The following is a 16,159-nucleotide window of genomic DNA, read 5'->3' on the forward strand; positions in this document are numbered from 1 at the left end:
GTGGCAAGGCTATGACGACACAACCCGACAGACAAATCGGGTTCTTTTTGATGTTTCGTATTTTAGTAGTTGCTTAAATAAGCTAATTGACTACCTTTGTACTATGGACAACAATTCTTGCATACGACAACAAGCGGACATTAAACAAATAAATCGCTGTAAAGACAGAGTTTCAGAACTCAACGGCTCATTTGACTATTTATCAAACGGACTTGAATTGGCAGGAAACAACGTAAGACTGAAAATTCTCTTTCTGATCTATGAAGAAAAACGACTTTGTGTTTGTGATATAAGCGATATTCTTGGTATGACAATTTCAGCGGTTTCACAACACTTGCGAAAACTCAAAGACAGAAAACTCATTGAAACAGAAAGAGAAGCTCAAACCATTTTTTACTCATTAACAAAAGAGTATGAAAAAATGCTGAAACCGTTTTTCAAAATACTTGACGAAAACAAAATTTTGGAAACATTATGAAAACAGACAACAAACTAATTGGAGCAGGACTTTTAACAGCAATTGCAGCTTCATTGTGTTGCATTACACCTGTTTTGGCTCTCATTGCAGGAACAAGCGGACTTGCCTCAACTTTTTCTTGGCTTGAACCTTTCCGACCGTATTTTATCGGAATGACAATTTTAGTGCTTGGTTTTGCTTGGTATCAAAAGTTGAAACCAAAAAAGCAAATTGACTGCAACTGTGAGACAGAAGAAAAACCAAAATTCATTCAGTCAAAAATGTTTTTAGGAATAGTAACGGGATTTGCCATCGTTATGCTTGCTTTTCCATACTATTCAAGTGTTTTTTACTCAAAGGCTGAAAAGCAAATCATAGTAGTGGACAAATCCAATATTAAAAAAATAGAATTTACGATTAGCGGTATGACTTGTGAAAGTTGTGGCGAACACGTAAATCACGAAGTAAATAAATTGACAGGAATAATAAGTTCAAACGCATCTTACGAAAATGAAAATGCAATCGTAGAATTTGACAACTCAAAAACAAACATTTCTGAAATCGAAAAAGCAATAAACTCAACAGGATATTCTGTAGCTGACAAAAAAGAAAATTAAAATGGAAATCAAATTACAATCAACAATAACTTGTCCCAACTGCGGACACAAGAAAGAAGAAACAATGCCGACAGACGCTTGTCAATATTTTTACGAATGTGAAAAATGTAAACAAGTTCTAAAACCAAAACAAGGCGACTGCTGTGTTTATTGTAGTTACGGAAGTGTTGCTTGTCCACTAATTCAGCAGGACAAAAAATGTTGCTAACAGACGAATAACAAAGAAGCCCAGCCACTAACAGCGGTTTGGCAAAAGTGGCGGTTCAGTTCTTCGTATGACAGTTTATCGTAAATTTGAAGAGTGTGCTTCGTATGAACATTTGTGGTAAAATCGCCACCTTCGCCAAGCCGCGAAACGTTACCACACATTTTAAAAAAGACAGAATATGACAACATTAACATTGACAAAAGACTAAATCCGAGAAATAATTGGGAAAAAAATGTGGATTGATGACCAACAAGTCCTTGCAGCGAAATTGGACTATGTGAGTGGAATTGCTGTATTTGATGAGATACTTGATGGAAAGACGCTCAAGGAAATAGATGCAGTAATTCATCTTGAAAAATATCCGAAAGGACTTCTTTTCAAAATAGCGAGGGGTTTTGGTGGAATAATAACACATCCATTTCCAGTTGCGAAAAATGAAATCAAACAAGTCGTACTTGCTGAGTCAACTGAAAGTAGTGGAAAATTGACATTTGACTTGACTGATGGGAATAAAATTGAGTTCGATATTAAGAAAGGAAAACTTTGGGAAGTTAAGGACTTTTTTAAAGAGATTAAACTCAATTACGAAATAGAGAAAACTAAGAAACCAGTTATACCAACAGAAAAGAAGCCTGTAAGCACACAAAAACATGGTGTTCCTACTTTGATTTCATTTTTTGTGCCAGGCGTAGGACAACTAATCAAAGGACATATAATGAAAGCTATTGGAATTTGGGTAATTGGCGGACTTGTTGGATTTTTCCTCTGGTGGACATTTATAGCACCATTCATTGTATGGGTTTGGAATGTATATGATGCCTATAATTCTAATGCGGACTGGGGCGCTGGTGATGCTCGGGCATCTTGATTGTGAGTGGCTTGACTTTTTTGTCGGGATGGGTTATATTGGGGCTTATTGCTTTAATAACCTTTACTCTGCCCTGCTGATGGCTCGTTTATTTGTCTTTCCTGTTTTGCATAAGGGGTGTCGTCGCCTCGCTTTGAAGCCGGATGCTTATTTGCCGGATTCTGATTTTAATGTTATTACGCGTGGTTTGCCTGGGCGTGCCTATAGTAAATCTTTGAGGTGTTGGCATGTGCCGTTTCGGGAGAATTACCGCCATTGGCTGAGTGAGGTGTATGAACGGGCTGCTGATTTGGAACTTGTTTTTGGGGATGGGGGAAAGGTGGCTGAACGGGATGATAAACCGGAAAAAGCTATGGATGCAGATGTACATTCACTTGTGGAAAGTCCAACTGAAATTAGGGTTGCGGATGATGTTTCCGTTGCTTCAGAGCTGCTTGCGAGGGTGCTGGTGGATAAGGTGAATAAGAGGTTTTATGTTGAGCACAGTTATCATTCTGCTGTTTTTAACTCTTTGGCTCGTTTAAATGTAGGGACCTATGTGTCGACCGACCGTCGTTGGGTTTTTCCGGGCGATAATGTGATTTATTTGCAGGTGCTGGATGTTTTGAAGGGGTTTGGCTTTAAACCACGGGTGCTTACGTTGGAGAAATCTGCTGAGCCAGCTGCTCTCCCGGCTGGTTTTGAGCTGCCAGTCAGGCGGTTTGATGAGGCGATGTTGTTGCGTCGTTTGAGCTTTCGAACGCAGGAAATTTACAAGAGTTGTTTTCTTCTTTTTTTGAAGGATCATCAGGGCAGGATTGTTGATGAGTTGACTTACAGTGAATTGTATGGCTATTTGAAGCGGCAGTCTGTTCTGCTGTCTTCAACGCAGCTTAAGCAAATGATTGCTGCGGTAAAGTTTTATTATGAGCGGACGCTGGGCAGGGACAAGATGTTTTTTCCGCTGGCGGAAAAAACGGAGGTGCGAAAATCTACGCTCTTCCTTCCGTATGCCGAAATTCGCTCTTTGCTGGATGGAATTGCTTCGCCCGGCGATAGGATGTTGCTCTTCCTGGTGTATCATGCCAATCTGCCCTTAAACCAAATTTGTGCTTTGCCGAAGGATGCGGAGAACCTTTTTGAGGAGGACTGCCGTATGCCGGGGAATAATGAGTTGGCCTTGGCTTATTATGCCGATTTGGTTGCGGAGTTGAAACGGACTTATGACCTGGCGACTTTTTTGTTGGAGGACAAGGGGGTGCCTTATTCTGTGGAGTCGTTAAAGGGGAAGTTGTACCGGATTTTGGGGCATTATCGCTTGGAGGAAATTTATCGGAAGCAATATGAGGTAATTTTGAAGCAGAGTAGCTTGAGCTCGAAGACGCAGGTGATGTACCTGGGTGCTTTTATGCGGTTTTTGGATTATTACAATTATAAGCACCCGGCTTTTATTAAGGACGATGAGGTGCGTGATTACCTGTTGTTGCACCGGGGGAAGTCGAGTGCTCACCAGGACAACCTGGTGAGCAGTTTTAAGTTCTTTTTTGAACGCATCCATAATCATACGCTTTCGGACAAGCATGTGGTGCGTCCCCGAAAGGGTTTTTATCTGCCCGACTTTTTTTCTCTGTCGGAGATTTCGGCCATGCTTAACACGACCGACAATTTAAAGCATAAGCTGCTGATTGCCATCGGTTACACCGCTGGTTTGCGCCGTTCTGAAATACGTAATTTGCGCTTATGTGATGTGGATTTGAAGCGCAATTTGCTGTTTATTAAGGATTCGAAGGGTAAACGCGACCGCTATACTTTGTTTTCGCAGCACTTGCATGAATGGCTCAAATCTTATTTGAATCAGGCAAAGCCCAAAGTTTTTCTTTTTGAGGGCCCTAGTCCCGGTACGCAATACAGTACCACCAGTATGGCGGTAATTTTAAAGAAGATGGCCAAGGCTGCCGGCATTAAACGAAAGGTGCATATGCATATGCTGCGACATAGTTTTGCTACGCATTTATTGGAAGAAGGTCGCGATGTCAGGTACGTGCAGGAGCTGCTTGGACATAAAAGCATCAAAACCACGGAGCGTTATACGCATGTAGTAAGTGATGCGCTGCTTAATGTAGCCAGTCCCTTCGACCGTATGGTTGCCCAAACAGGTTTTGCTGGTAAAAAGCCCCACAGCCCACCTTAATGCGCATAGCTTTTTTTGCCTTCTCCTTTGTAGGTTGCATTCGGTTTGCCACCTACCCGATGTTGTTCTTTCTGCTTCAATAGCCTGAAGGGAGTAGTTTGTGCTATGCAATTTTTCGCTTTACTGGTCGATTATTTGACTTTTTGTTGCGCTAATTGCTCCTATTATATGCCGATGTCTTGCCTTTGTGTGTTGTATTGTGCTGTTGTTTATTGATTTGAGTGTTTAGTAAGAGTCATTAATTTAATATTGCAAATGTTAATAATTTTTGCAATTATTGTATGGTGATTTACACCGACCTAATTCCTTAACCTGGCCGCAATGTGACTGAGGAAGACGAAGTCGTGCCAAGATTCAGTGTTTTGAACTTGCAACTCGTTTGTTTTGCACTTTAAGCTCTCTTTCTAGGTTCTTCTGTTTCCTCATAACCAAATATATCTATTTTGTCTATATCCTCGTTACATGAGGCACTTACACTTATATTTCCCTCCTTACATAATACTCCTAAACGCAATAGCGTTTATTTGGGTGTTGTACCGCATGCAAAAACCGAAGTGCAATTAACTTGGATTATAGATAAGTGAAAAAGATTCATATAGATAAAAACGGACGTGAATTCATAAAAGAGACTTACTTCGTTGGTGGAAAAATGAAATTCCGAAGAGTTTATGTAATTGATGGCATTCCGGCCGATGAATTTTACGAGAAAAATGCGACTGACTTGGACTTCTATTTGAATGGAGACTATGAGTTAATAAATAGCGCAAAAGATTTTAATAATCATTTCAAAGAGCAAGACAACAAAGAACCTGATTCGGTTGATAATGAAGGTTTAGAAAACCTGCCTTTTTAAAACCTTGACAATCAGAAAGAATAATAATGAAGCATTACCATTTACATAATCGACCAAATAGAGAACTGACTAAAAAATCAGACATTGATAGAATCCTTGAAAAAGGAAAATTTGCTGTGATTTCAATGTGTCGAGAGAATGAACCGTATATCGTCACGCTTAGTTATGGATATGATGCCGAAAATGATACACTTTATTTTCACTGCGCTAAAAATGGTCTCAAGTTGGATTTTTTGAATTCTAACAAAAATGTTTGTGCGACAGTAATTGAGGATAAAGGATATGTAATGGACGAATGCGGACATGAATATGAATCTGTTGTTTTCTGGGGTGATATGCAAATTGTAAAAGATTTGCACGAAAAGAAACATGGTATGAGCATTTTACTTCTTCATTTAGAGGAGAAGGATTCGGTAATCAAAGAAAAGCAGTTGAAATCGGATGACTATTACTCAAAAATGGAAATTTTGAAACTTAGAGTTAGACAGATTCACGGAAAAGCTGGACGATAATATAATAATGCACGACGGTACAACATGCTGTGATACGGCAGCCGGGGCTCCACAGCATATAGTGGGTTTCGTTCTCGCCCGTCAGTCGCGCTTGGCCTGAAATTTTCGTAACTGGCAGAAATGCCCCGGCCGACCGCATACAGCCGGGCGTTAGCACACATATTATGAAATTCGTCTTAACAATATGGTTATTAATCCTTACCCAATTTTGTGGAGCACAGAACGACTTCTACTCTAGACTAAGTGGTGCTGCTCTAGAGTTAACAAAACAACAAGTGACGTATGACCCAAGATACTTTTCAATCCCCTACCCCAATGGTGATGTGCCAAGCAACAAAGGTGTTTGTACTGATGTAATTATCAGGGCATATAGAAAACTGGGCATAGACCTTCAAAAAGAGGTACATGAAGACATGAAGGTTAACTTTTCAGCCTATCCAAAGAATTGGGGGTTAACAAATACAGACACCAATATTGATCATAGAAGGGTGCCAAATCTTATGGTTTTCTTCTCAAGAAAAGGTATTAAGCTGCCCATTTCCCAAAAGCCAGAAGACTATCTTCCGGGTGAGATTGTATGCTGGGATCTTGGTGGTGGAATAACACACATCGGTTTCGTGGTAAATGTCAAAGACCTCAACTCAGACAGGTATAAAATCGTTCATAATATTGGTGCAGGTCAGGTGGTTGAAGACTGCCTATTCAAATTTAAGATCATAGGTCACTATAGGTACAGTGGCTAGAACAATACGTGTGCTAACAGGTCGGTATATGTCATTGGCTTCTGTGCCGCGAGAATTTTCTGGTTTAAAAAGACTAGTATTGTGGCTGGCGGCACAGGCTGCCCCGGCTCTCGCCGGGGACCCCCGCTGGTGTCACGGTTTTTGCCAACGCGAGAATAAACAAAACAACATCATAACCCTGCATCGCACCACGAGTGCAAAAACACGCGCCACCGCGACTCTGCGCCAACGCCACATACCGCCGAACGTTGCCAACCATTTAAAAAAAACTACAGTACTAATATGAAACAGATTTTAATAATGGGATTGATATTCATATCCCAGCTTGGATTTTCACAGATAAAGGAATTAAATCCGACATCAACAAGACAATTAGATTTGAGTGTTGCAGGGGAAAAAGAATTCAATGACAATCTTGAAGCCTGCAAAAAGATTTGGGATAAAATGTCAAATGGTGTAAAATATGACGATTTATCACAGCAAGAAAAAGACGCTCTTTCTAAAGTTGATGAAACTATGGAAGACTACTGGGATATTATCGGAGGAGGTTGCAGTTGGTATTGTGGAGGAGGCCCGAAAGAGGTTACTGCATCTAGTTATTTAAAATCACAAGGAGAAAATAATTACGAACCTAAAAATGCACATGATTTAAACTATAAAAATGTTTGGGTTGAGGGTGTTGACGGTTATGGTATTGGAGAATACCTTTTATATACATTTAGCGGAACTTCCCCAAGAATAAATGAAATAATTGTTGTAAATGGATATGTAAAAAGTAAAACGGCTTGGGAGAACAACTCACGAGTTAAAAAACTGAAAGTTTACATTGATGACAAACCATATGCAATACTGAACCTTAAAGATATTCGAGGTTCACAGAGTTTTAAGATTGAGCCAATAGGGAATAGCGACAGAAAGAATTGGGATATGCTTAAAACAAAACCTGATTGGACTTTGAAATTTGAAATACTGGATGTTTACAAAGGACTAAAATATGATGACGTTGTAATTTCAGAAATCTATTTTGACGGACTTGATGTTCATTGTTTTGCAAAAGGCACAGAAATCAAATTAGCCGATAACACCATCAAAAGCATTGAAGACTTACAAGTCGGTGATTTGGTTGCTTACATGGATTTTGATACTAAAACTATAAAATCTGCCAAAATTGAGAAAACGGAAAAAGTAATACATCATGGACTTGTAACTTACCGATTTGAAAGCGGATTGACAATAACTTCAACTCAAGACCATCCTTTCAAAATTGACAATAAAGGTTGGGCTTCCCTAAAGCCTGATAAATCAAATCAATACAAAGGATTTGAAAACATTGACAAAATAAAAATTGGTGACTTCTTTATAGCAGAAAACGGAACAGAAAAACTGGTTTCGATTGACTATTTAGAAGGAGAACAAGAAACTTGGACGATTTCAAAACTAAGTTCAGGTGATAATTTTATAGCAAACGGACTTATTGTTGGGGTCGAAGAATTAAACGATTGAACTATAAACGGTTGGCAACATCATGTATAAAATATTGGGGGTTTATGTGTGTATAGGCAACTCCACTCCCCGTAGCAAATTAATTAACGGCAGACAATAACGTCGCTCGCAAGCCCCCAACAATTTCATACATGTGACCGTTGTGCGTCATACAGAGAAAACCACAAATGGAAAGATTTGAGCTAAACAAATATGCTGTTGATGGAAGTCCTCTTATTATGATTTTCACTGAAGGTACTATCTTTGGGCCAAAACGTTTTATTGACTTTTTTAATGTGAAAAAATACGTGCCAATCAAAAATTGCATTGATAAGATTAAAAAATGGAATAGACAAGGAGCTCAAATCATTTACCTTACTTCGAGAAAAAGTGAAACTTCAGCACAAACCATAAAAGATTTATTGATAAGATATAAATTTGTTGGTGCTTATTTATATTATAGGACTGGTTCAGATAAGTATAAAGATATTGTAGAATCGCTCAAGCCAGATATATTAATTGAGGACAATTGCAGGAGTATAGGTGGTGCTTGGCAGATGTCAATAACATATGTAGACAAGAATATTAAAGAAAATATTAAATCCATAATTATCAAAGAATTTAAGGGTATTGATTATTTACCTGATAATTTGATTGATTTGATGAAATATGAAATAAAATAATGTACGAACGCACAACAAATGGTATAGTGCATGCGGGTTTCAGCGGTTTGCGAGGGTTTGTGGCTCGTAAAAAAAGTCGGAGTAAACTGATAGGAAATTGCCTCGTAATCCCGCACGACACCATACCATCAACCGTTAGGCAACATTAAAAAAGACACTGCGGAATGACTTGTGAATTCAAGCCACTAACGCAATTTTACTTCTTTCTAATTTAAATAATATTTTTGGTAATTTGTAATCTAAAGTTTTTCGTGGTCGATTGTTTAATCGGCTCATTATCATGTCCTGCAAATTCTTTCCCATTATCTGCAGTAATTGTTTTGACGCATTCTTTAATTGGTTTGAACATTGAAATGAGCTCCTTTTTTACGCTATCCGCATCTTTTTTTGACTGAAGCCGACTAAAGTATGTTTAGTTTCCTTTCTACTGCCGTAACTAGAAACCCTTTATAGTGTGACCCTACCATTAAGTCTATTTCCCAATGTCCAAACTCTTTTTTTTCATCCACTTCTGGAGGTCGTTCATCTATGGAAACCCTATTTTTTATATGGCCGCGAAGGTCACGTTTACCATAAACTTTCTTGCTTTTGCAAGCTCTACGAAGGTGCTTGTAAAGTAGACCGCCTTCTGCTTTATCACGCCATATATATTGATAAATAGACTCATGACTAAGCATCTTTTCGCCTTGATTCTGGTAATACCCAAAAATTTGTTCTGGGCTCCAATCCAATTGTAATTTTTCATTTATCTTAAATAACAATGCTGCTGAGACTTTTTTGCTTTTAGGCTTATTGACCGCTCTAGCAATAGATTTTTCATGCGCCTGTTTAGGTCTATAGCCTCTTTCACCTCTATTTCGCTTAATTTCACGGCAAATGGTGGAAGGACTTCTCATTAATTCATCGGCAATCGCTTTTTGTGAAAAACCTGCCCTTTTCATGGCGTAAATTTGGTATCTTTCTTCTTGGTCTAGTCGTTTCATGCAATCCTCTTATGTTTAGTAATTTAAAAGGTAGCATTTCGGCTAGACCTTTTTAATCTAATTAGATTGCGTTAGTGACTTGAATTCAGGACTAATAAAATGGATGAAAAGAAAAAAATATTTGGATTAGAGAAAAATGCTTTTTTCACCGGATTAACAAGTTTTTTCACAGACACATCTACCAAAATGGTATATAGTGTGATGCCACTATTCCTATTGTCGATAGGAGCATCAAAAACAACTATCTCCTTAATTGAAGGGATTGCAGAAAGTACGGCATCATTATTAAAAGCAATTTCGGGGTACTGGAGTGATAAGATTGGTAAAAACAAGCCATTCATGATTATCGGATATGGTATTACAGCCATTATAACACCTTTATATGCATTAGCAAGAATACCAATTCAGATTTTATTTTTTCGGTTTTTTGAACGCATAGGAAAAGGTTTAAGAGCGGCACCACGAGATAGCCTTATAAGTGGCTCTATTAAAAAAAATGAAGCTGGTAAAACTTTTGGGTTTCAGAAAGCAATGGATAATAGTGGGGCTATTGTTGGTCCTTTGATTGCTTTCTTATTGTTATCTATTTTTCCATTAAATTATTCTTACATATTTTTATTAGCAACCATTCCAGCAATTCTTGGTGTATTAACGATTATTATTTTCATAAAAGAAGCAAAGGCAGAAAAAAAAGAAACCACCAATAAGATTTCATTAAAACTTTTACCCAAAAAGTTTTATTTCTTTCTTATTATAATTTTCGTGTTTACTCTTGGTAATTCAGCAGATGCATTATTGCTTGTAAAAACAAGCGAAACAGGTATAGATAAATCATACATTCCTTTTGTATATATGATATTTAATACAGTATCTGTTTTGCTGGCCATACCGATTGGAAAATTATCGGATAGAATTGGTCGTGAAAAATTGATTATTCTGGGTTTTATAGTATATGCAATTGTTTATTATTTTTTCGGTAGGTTTAATAGTATAAATGTTTTTATTTTCTTGTTTATGCTGTATGGATTTTACAGTGCATTGACTGATGGTAGCCAGAAAGCAATGATTTCTGATATTGTTAGTAAAGACTTAAAAGGGACGGGATTTGGAATTTATCATGCTGTACTTGGAATTACTTTATTACCTGCGAGTTTAATTGCAGGATTATTGTATGATAAGGTTAATTCAAATGCGCCATTTTATTTTGGTTCTATAATGGCATTAATTGCTACTATACTAATGATAATATTTACAGTTTTAGACAAGAAAAAAGAAAAAATTAACGTTGCCTAACACGCGGTCATAAAACATTGGGGTTTAAGTGGTATGCCAAGTGCATCGCTCGCTGGCAAGGTTCTTATCGGTTGATAGGTTCGCAGCTCCGAAATCCCCAACGTTTCATACCGCCGACCGTTGGTAGCAATAATCAAACCCAAAACTCATGAAAATCTATACGATAATTTCAATCTTGACTCTAACCATCCTATTGAGTTGCAGTCAAAAGAACAAAAGACCAGAACCTAATTTCTATCGGAATTTATTTACAAATGAAATTCTAAACAAAACTGAATTTGAAATATTTATAGGAACCTTACATCAGAATATTCCTGATTCATTAAAAGGCAAAGAACATTTAACAATCCATTTTGGATTTTTAGAAACTACAAAAGACTCAATCATTCAACCATTTAATTATGACATAAGAATTGGAAATGAATATTTAGTAAGAGCAAATAATTTTGATAAAATTGGAATGAAAATTAAACCTCAAAAATTCAATACTATTGATGGAGACAGTATTCAAATTGGAGGACAACAATTGAAGCCAATGTTGATAAATTTATGGTTTATAAACTGCGGCGGTTGTGTTGCTGAAATACCAGCATTAAACAAGTTGAAAGAAAAATATTCTGACAGAGTAGATTTTGTTGCAATGACTTTTGATGATGCTAAAAAAGTCAGGAAATTTTTAAATAGAAATGACTTCAATTTTATTCACATACCAAATTCAGAAGAATTTATTAATTACATAGGTTCAAAGCCTTATCCTGAGAACATTTTTATTAGCAGGAATGGTTTTATTGAATACATAGAAGGAGGTTTAGGAGGTAATTTGAATGATGACAATTTAAAGTATTTTGAATCTATTATTGAAAAATTACTGCTACCAACACGCGGTAATAGCCAATAAGGGTTTTAGTGGTTTGCGAAGGTTTGTAGTCCGCTTTAACTTTTCGTGTAACTTGACAGGAAATCTCCCGCAATCCCTTACTGGCCATACCGCCACCGTTGTGCAAAATTTAAAAAGACGATGAACAAACTAACATACATAGCACTGATTTTGATAGCTTTTACGGCTTGTAATCAGACTAAGACCCAAAAGACTGAAACGGAATATGCTGATACTATTTCAGTAGAAATTGAAAGAGAGAAAGATTTGGTTCAAGTTGAGAACTTAGAACCTAAAGTAAGCGAAAAGATTACGATTGATAAATATGAGCAAAAATCAGTAATGGATATCTCTGACTCAAATGCCTACTTGATTGTTGATAAATCTTATCCAGATTTTAATTTTCAGACCGACTTTGTAAAAAGATACTTTTGGCAGTTTTCTGAGTATAATGACACTACTGGCTCAACAAAGGAAATTTGTTACGGGTTGATTAGGAGAGAAAATGAATTCTTTATTGATACCTTGTTGACATATAAAACATTGATTGAATTTGAGGGTTGTAATGAGAGCCATCAAGTAAATCTTTATGATTCAAAAGATAAGGTATTTCTATTAATTGATAAATCAGCCAAATTAGAGATTGGTAAGATAGAATATTTACCATTGATAGATTACGACTATCACGTAACACCTTCACAAAGATTTATAATCCAGAGCGATTCAAATGAAATAACACTTGATTATAACGCAACACTATGTGAAAAAACATTTGAATATAATGGATTAGGAACGATTATGCCTACCTTTTTCAATATCACCCTTAAATTAACGGATAGTATGACAAATGACATACAATACTTGTTTATCTCTCCACATCAGCACAGAGCATTACTTCACGATATCTGGATTGGAGATATAAATGGAGATAAAACCTATGATTATGTTTTGACTTATTACGCAAATGATGTTTGTGAATATCGGTCTTTATATTTATCTAATAAGGCTGACTATAAATTAGTAGATTATAAAGGAAGTTATGAAATGTGTGATTGTCCGTAAAAAAACTTTGCACAACAATGTATATACAAAATAGGCGAAATAGCAGTAAATTCAAGGGTTGTAGCCCGCTTAAAAATTGTAGCAGTTTGATAAGTTTGAAGCCCGCAATCGCCTACTTTGCATATACTAAACGTTGGCTGCAATTAAGAGTGCGACAATTACATAAAAACATTATTACAAAATATCAAGATGATAAAAAAAACATTGATTTTAATAGCATTTTGTATTTCATCAATTGCATATAGTCAAAATTCAGATGAAATATTGGCAGAAGGAAAATTACTTTTTAGACTGGAAAAAGCATCATGGAACGGAACTGATGATTTTTTAGCGAGATTTCCTGAAAAAAGAAATTTAATAGGTGGATATCTTTCCTATGAATCGGACAAACATGAAATAATGACTATTTTTTTCGGTAGGGAAAATAATGACAGTTTATTAGTAAGATATCAATTTGACAGCATTCCTAATGCACCTATAGAAATAGATACAGTTGATTTAAAGATTACATCTCTTGAAAAGAATTTGATTGAAATACGCCAAGATGCAATTCAAAGAATCTCAAACAATTCAGAAAACTTTTTTACCTTTTATGAGAATACGGCCTTAAACCCAATTCCATTGATTACGGATAAAAAGAAAAGAGTTTTTATTTTGACCGGTACTCAGGTTAGTAATGTGGTAATAATTGGGAACGATTATTTATTAGAGTATGACAAAAAGAATAGGTTAAAAAATAAGACTCAGATTCACAAATCATTACTGCAATTCCCCTATAAATCTGATAACCCCGAAAACAAAATGGAATCAACATATCATTCACACGTTGTATCAGACTATATTAACTCGACGGATATTTGTACACTACTACTATACAAAGACTATGTTGAGTGGACGAAACATTTTGTCATGAGTAATAAATATGTTTCGATTTTTGATATGGAGAAAGAGAACCTTGCTATCATGAAAAGAAAGGCTTGGGAAAAAATTTATAACCAACAGATTGAAAAGAAATAACTGCAGCCAACGGAGCTATATACGCCAGTCGTGGCATCCACAGCATATTGAGGGTTTCGTTCTACCCTCTCCCATGCGTTCAAGCTGATAAAGTCACAGCTAGTCTGAAAGCCACGCCCAGGCGCATATAGCCGGGACGTTAGCGTTCATTGTAAAAAGACAAAACAGACGACAGAATGATAAAAGATTTTTTGCTGCATAAAGACAAAGAAAACGGAAACCATACCCACAATCAGGCACATTTGGCTGTCCAAAACACGGGCGACCGCTTCGCAGCCAAAAGAGCCTTCATTTTGCATGCGCACCCAAACCCACCCACCAACCTTGATAACTCATTGACAAGAACAGAAATCATGTTTTAACTAAAATTGGGGAAAAATGATAACTAAACTAAATAACTTTACTCTTAAATCTTTTGTTGGTTACACAAATCCTAATGATTTACTTTTTCGTGAAAAAAACATTCTATTTGGTTACAATGGAAAAGGGAAAAGTGCTATTGCTATTGGTATAAAAGATGAATTTCTTAAAGACCAAACTAAGAAGCCTGAGAATCTTAGAATCTTTGATAGAGATTACATTTCAAATTCATTATTGCTTGAAAATTCGGATGGTAAAATTAAAGGCGTTGAGGCAAGTTTTGGTAAAGGTGGCGTTGATATAGAAAACAAGATTAAAGAACTCGAAAGGTTAATTATCAAAGAAGATGAAATTGAAAAACTTGACACAGGTATTGCCAAATTACGCAAAGAAATTAGAACTGAAATAGACAAAATTCACGATAGACGAAAAGGCGAAGCTAATATTCAAAGAAAGTCCAAAGATGAATCTGTTGAGCGAGTGATTGAACTTTACAAAAAAGATTTTCAGGATGCTAAAAAAATTGAAGCAGATGAAGATAAATTAATAAAAATAAATGGCGACGATACAATCGAAAAACAAATTTCACAAAATGAGAATTTAAGACCATTAAACTTTCCAAATATTCCGACAACTTTAATTGAAGAAGTAAAAGTAATATTTAAACATTGCCGTCCGATAAAAACCGATTTTGATTCTTCGTTACTTTTAACCGGCTTATTATCAGTCGTTTCTTTTTATAATTTTTCTATTTTCAAAAGTAAGCCCCCCTGAAAAGGGTAAGCATCTCTAAATCCTGGTCATCTCGTTGCCAATCTCGTTCCGGGTTTTCTAAAAATTTTATCAAGTGCAGGTAATTAAACAGGTGTATCCTGCAAAATGACACCAGGTTGGAGAATGCCCAAGGCCGTTTCAACCGCTTCTGTATAACCGTGAGCAAGAGGTTCACGATCAAAGCGCAATATACCTGTATTTTTATCGCGTTCTCGTTATCCCCGAGGAAGTACTTCAGGGGGAAGTTTGATTTTAACTGCTTGAATAACAGCTCTATTTGCCATCTTGTTTTATACAAGGCCGCTATCATGTCGGGCCGCATCTCGAACAGGTTGGTGAGGAACTCGAACTTCCTTTTCAACACCCTGTCGTAGAACACCACCTTGCGCAACTTCAGCTTGCTCCCGCCATCATCTTCCTTCACGGTCACCTCGATGATAGTGTCTTCCAGCACGCCGCTGTGGATGCATTCATCGATGTAAAGTTCTTGCTCCACCTTGTAAACGGCGTTCTCCTTGATGCGGGTAACGAATCCGGCTCCCTTTTCACAAAACAGCTTGAAGGCTTTATAATCGTTGTATCCCTTGTCGAAGACGTAAATAGTGTTGTCATCCGGTTCCAGTTTCCTCAACAGCAGGTGATCGTTCGTGGCAGCGGATGAGAACCATATCATCTTGGGAACGGGCTCGTCGACATTGATAACGGTGTGCACCTTGATCCCCCCTTTGCGTTTACCGTTCGAGGGTGTTCTGCCGACGCACTTCAAGATGTCCTGGAACAAACTGATAACCGTGCTGTCGAAGATCTCGACCTGCTTGTTCAACACATCTTTAAAGCGGGTGTCCGAGATCACGTGTTGGTACTCGCGAAGCAGGTCGTGGTACACGCCCGAGAAGAAATCAACGCTCCTGCGCTTGTTGGCGTCCGACAAGGTGCTCCGGTAGGGTATGTGGCCGAGCTGGAAATGCCTGGTCTTGCCTGAAAGACCGAGCATTGCACCCGCCACCTCGCGCAGGGAGGAGCATTTGGCGAAGACGCAAAACAACATGCTTATAAGGTGATCCTTAGCCGTGAAACGTTTCACGTAATGATCGGCCTTGTACCGTTTGCTGTTTCGGGCGATAATCCTTGTATCTACCATAGATATGAGCTGTCCGAATACCGATTGTCCAAAAAAATAAGTACTTTTGTTCATTGTAG

The 16,159-nt window shown here is 37.3% G+C and carries 18 protein-coding genes; 16 read left to right on the forward strand and 2 right to left on the reverse strand.

Translation table 11 applies throughout. From position 1 onward, the window contains the following. Positions 1–103 precede the first annotated feature (103 nt). The 10 genes from M9189_RS06075 (at position 104) to M9189_RS06115 (ending at position 8,593) form a co-directional block, all read left to right on the forward strand. Positions 104–478, forward strand: coding sequence for an ArsR/SmtB family transcription factor (locus M9189_RS06075; RefSeq protein WP_087941489.1), 375 nt, complete (start codon positions 104–106; stop codon positions 476–478). Beyond that, complete coding sequence (merTP, locus tag M9189_RS06080; protein WP_250725413.1) at positions 475–1,074, forward strand: mercuric transport protein MerTP; 600 nt, start codon at positions 475–477, stop codon at positions 1,072–1,074. The genes M9189_RS06075 and merTP overlap by 4 nt, the downstream gene beginning before the upstream one ends. A 1-nt stretch (position 1,075) precedes the next feature. Continuing rightward, on the forward strand, positions 1,076–1,282 hold the full coding sequence (locus tag M9189_RS12905) for a GDCCVxC domain-containing (seleno)protein (protein WP_305883193.1): 207 nt from the start codon (positions 1,076–1,078) through the stop codon (positions 1,280–1,282). Between the two features lie 232 nt (positions 1,283–1,514). Continuing rightward, on the forward strand, positions 1,515–2,150 hold the full coding sequence (locus tag M9189_RS06085) for a hypothetical protein (RefSeq protein WP_250725415.1): 636 nt from the start codon (positions 1,515–1,517) through the stop codon (positions 2,148–2,150). After that, complete coding sequence (locus tag M9189_RS06090) at positions 2,095–4,320, forward strand: tyrosine-type recombinase/integrase (RefSeq protein ID WP_250725417.1); 2,226 nt, start codon at positions 2,095–2,097, stop codon at positions 4,318–4,320. The genes M9189_RS06085 and M9189_RS06090 overlap by 56 nt, the downstream gene beginning before the upstream one ends. Positions 4,321–4,900: 580 nt before the next feature. Then, a complete protein-coding gene (locus M9189_RS06095) occupies positions 4,901–5,173 on the forward strand; it encodes a hypothetical protein (RefSeq protein WP_088656369.1) in 273 nt (90 codons plus the stop codon). A gap of 26 nt (positions 5,174–5,199) precedes the next feature. Beyond that, positions 5,200–5,685 (forward strand): pyridoxamine 5'-phosphate oxidase family protein, encoded by a 486-nt coding sequence (locus M9189_RS06100; protein WP_088656370.1) that lies wholly within the window; start codon positions 5,200–5,202, stop codon positions 5,683–5,685. Positions 5,686–5,849: 164 nt separating this feature from the next. After that, on the forward strand, positions 5,850–6,428 hold the full coding sequence (locus tag M9189_RS06105) for a DUF1287 domain-containing protein (protein ID WP_250722675.1): 579 nt from the start codon (positions 5,850–5,852) through the stop codon (positions 6,426–6,428). A gap of 282 nt (positions 6,429–6,710) precedes the next feature. Then, a complete protein-coding gene (locus tag M9189_RS06110; protein ID WP_250725419.1) occupies positions 6,711–7,931 on the forward strand; it encodes an NADase-type glycan-binding domain-containing protein in 1,221 nt (406 codons plus the stop codon). A 167-nt stretch (positions 7,932–8,098) separates the two neighbouring features. Further along, the gene (locus M9189_RS06115) at positions 8,099–8,593 is read left to right on the forward strand and encodes a hypothetical protein (RefSeq protein ID WP_250725382.1); all 495 of its coding nucleotides are present in this window, start codon (positions 8,099–8,101) and stop codon (positions 8,591–8,593) included. Positions 8,594–8,994: 401 nt separating this feature from the next. Here M9189_RS06115 and M9189_RS06120 read toward each other — a convergent pair whose 3' ends face one another. Then, positions 8,995–9,576: an IS30 family transposase gene (locus M9189_RS06120; protein ID WP_250725421.1), complete on the reverse strand. Its 582-nt coding sequence runs from the start codon at positions 9,574–9,576 to the stop codon at positions 8,995–8,997. Positions 9,577–9,675: 99 nt separating this feature from the next. Between M9189_RS06120 and M9189_RS06125 the strand changes: the two genes are divergently transcribed. From M9189_RS06125 to M9189_RS06150, 6 genes are all read left to right on the forward strand, one after another. Next, positions 9,676–10,869, forward strand: a complete 1,194-nt coding sequence (locus tag M9189_RS06125; RefSeq protein ID WP_250725423.1) for an MFS transporter — start codon at positions 9,676–9,678, stop codon at positions 10,867–10,869. 148 nt (positions 10,870–11,017) lie between these two features. Then, positions 11,018–11,767 (forward strand): TlpA family protein disulfide reductase, encoded by a 750-nt coding sequence (locus tag M9189_RS06130; RefSeq protein WP_250722180.1) that lies wholly within the window; start codon positions 11,018–11,020, stop codon positions 11,765–11,767. 120 nt (positions 11,768–11,887) lie between these two features. Continuing rightward, the gene (locus M9189_RS06135; RefSeq protein WP_250725424.1) at positions 11,888–12,808 is read left to right on the forward strand and encodes a hypothetical protein; all 921 of its coding nucleotides are present in this window, start codon (positions 11,888–11,890) and stop codon (positions 12,806–12,808) included. Positions 12,809–12,997: 189 nt separating this feature from the next. Further along, entirely contained in the window at positions 12,998–13,825 is an 828-nt protein-coding gene (locus M9189_RS06140) for a hypothetical protein (RefSeq protein ID WP_250725426.1), read from the forward strand. 176 nt (positions 13,826–14,001) lie between these two features. Continuing rightward, complete coding sequence (locus tag M9189_RS06145) at positions 14,002–14,187, forward strand: hypothetical protein (protein ID WP_250725428.1); 186 nt, start codon at positions 14,002–14,004, stop codon at positions 14,185–14,187. A 16-nt stretch (positions 14,188–14,203) separates the two neighbouring features. Next, the gene (locus M9189_RS06150; RefSeq protein ID WP_250725431.1) at positions 14,204–14,959 is read left to right on the forward strand and encodes an AAA family ATPase; all 756 of its coding nucleotides are present in this window, start codon (positions 14,204–14,206) and stop codon (positions 14,957–14,959) included. On the opposite strand, the gene M9189_RS06155 is transcribed toward M9189_RS06150, so the two are convergent. After that, positions 14,940–16,154, reverse strand: a complete 1,215-nt coding sequence (locus M9189_RS06155) for an IS4 family transposase (protein ID WP_250723328.1) — start codon at positions 16,152–16,154, stop codon at positions 14,940–14,942. The two genes, M9189_RS06150 and M9189_RS06155, sit on opposite strands and share 20 nt — an antisense overlap. Positions 16,155–16,159: the final 5 nt, after the last annotated feature.

This window comes from Xiashengella succiniciproducens, assembly GCF_023674465.1.
Classification (GTDB): Bacteria; Bacteroidota; Bacteroidia; order Bacteroidales; family Marinilabiliaceae; genus Geofilum; species Geofilum succiniciproducens.

Bases quoted from the DNA above. Each gene is read 5' to 3' on its own strand.
- M9189_RS06075 (WP_087941489.1), top strand. From the start codon at position 104: ATGGACAACAATTCTTGCATACGACAACAAGCGGACATTAAACAAATA.
- merTP (WP_250725413.1), top strand. From the start codon at position 475: ATGAAAACAGACAACAAACTAATTGGAGCAGGACTTTTAACAGCAATT.
- M9189_RS12905 (WP_305883193.1), top strand. From the start codon at position 1,076: ATGGAAATCAAATTACAATCAACAATAACTTGTCCCAACTGCGGACAC.
- M9189_RS06085 (WP_250725415.1), top strand. From the start codon at position 1,515: ATGTGGATTGATGACCAACAAGTCCTTGCAGCGAAATTGGACTATGTG.
- M9189_RS06090 (WP_250725417.1), top strand. From the start codon at position 2,095: ATGATGCCTATAATTCTAATGCGGACTGGGGCGCTGGTGATGCTCGGG.
- M9189_RS06100 (WP_088656370.1), top strand. From the start codon at position 5,200: ATGAAGCATTACCATTTACATAATCGACCAAATAGAGAACTGACTAAA.
- M9189_RS06105 (WP_250722675.1), top strand. From the start codon at position 5,850: ATGAAATTCGTCTTAACAATATGGTTATTAATCCTTACCCAATTTTGT.
- M9189_RS06110 (WP_250725419.1), top strand. From the start codon at position 6,711: ATGAAACAGATTTTAATAATGGGATTGATATTCATATCCCAGCTTGGA.
- M9189_RS06115 (WP_250725382.1), top strand. From the start codon at position 8,099: ATGGAAAGATTTGAGCTAAACAAATATGCTGTTGATGGAAGTCCTCTT.
- M9189_RS06120 (WP_250725421.1), bottom strand. From the start codon at position 9,576: ATGAAACGACTAGACCAAGAAGAAAGATACCAAATTTACGCCATGAAA.
- M9189_RS06125 (WP_250725423.1), top strand. From the start codon at position 9,676: ATGGATGAAAAGAAAAAAATATTTGGATTAGAGAAAAATGCTTTTTTC.
- M9189_RS06130 (WP_250722180.1), top strand. From the start codon at position 11,018: ATGAAAATCTATACGATAATTTCAATCTTGACTCTAACCATCCTATTG.
- M9189_RS06135 (WP_250725424.1), top strand. From the start codon at position 11,888: ATGAACAAACTAACATACATAGCACTGATTTTGATAGCTTTTACGGCT.
- M9189_RS06140 (WP_250725426.1), top strand. From the start codon at position 12,998: ATGATAAAAAAAACATTGATTTTAATAGCATTTTGTATTTCATCAATT.
- M9189_RS06145 (WP_250725428.1), top strand. From the start codon at position 14,002: ATGATAAAAGATTTTTTGCTGCATAAAGACAAAGAAAACGGAAACCAT.
- M9189_RS06150 (WP_250725431.1), top strand. From the start codon at position 14,204: ATGATAACTAAACTAAATAACTTTACTCTTAAATCTTTTGTTGGTTAC.
- M9189_RS06155 (WP_250723328.1), bottom strand. From the start codon at position 16,154: ATGAACAAAAGTACTTATTTTTTTGGACAATCGGTATTCGGACAGCTC.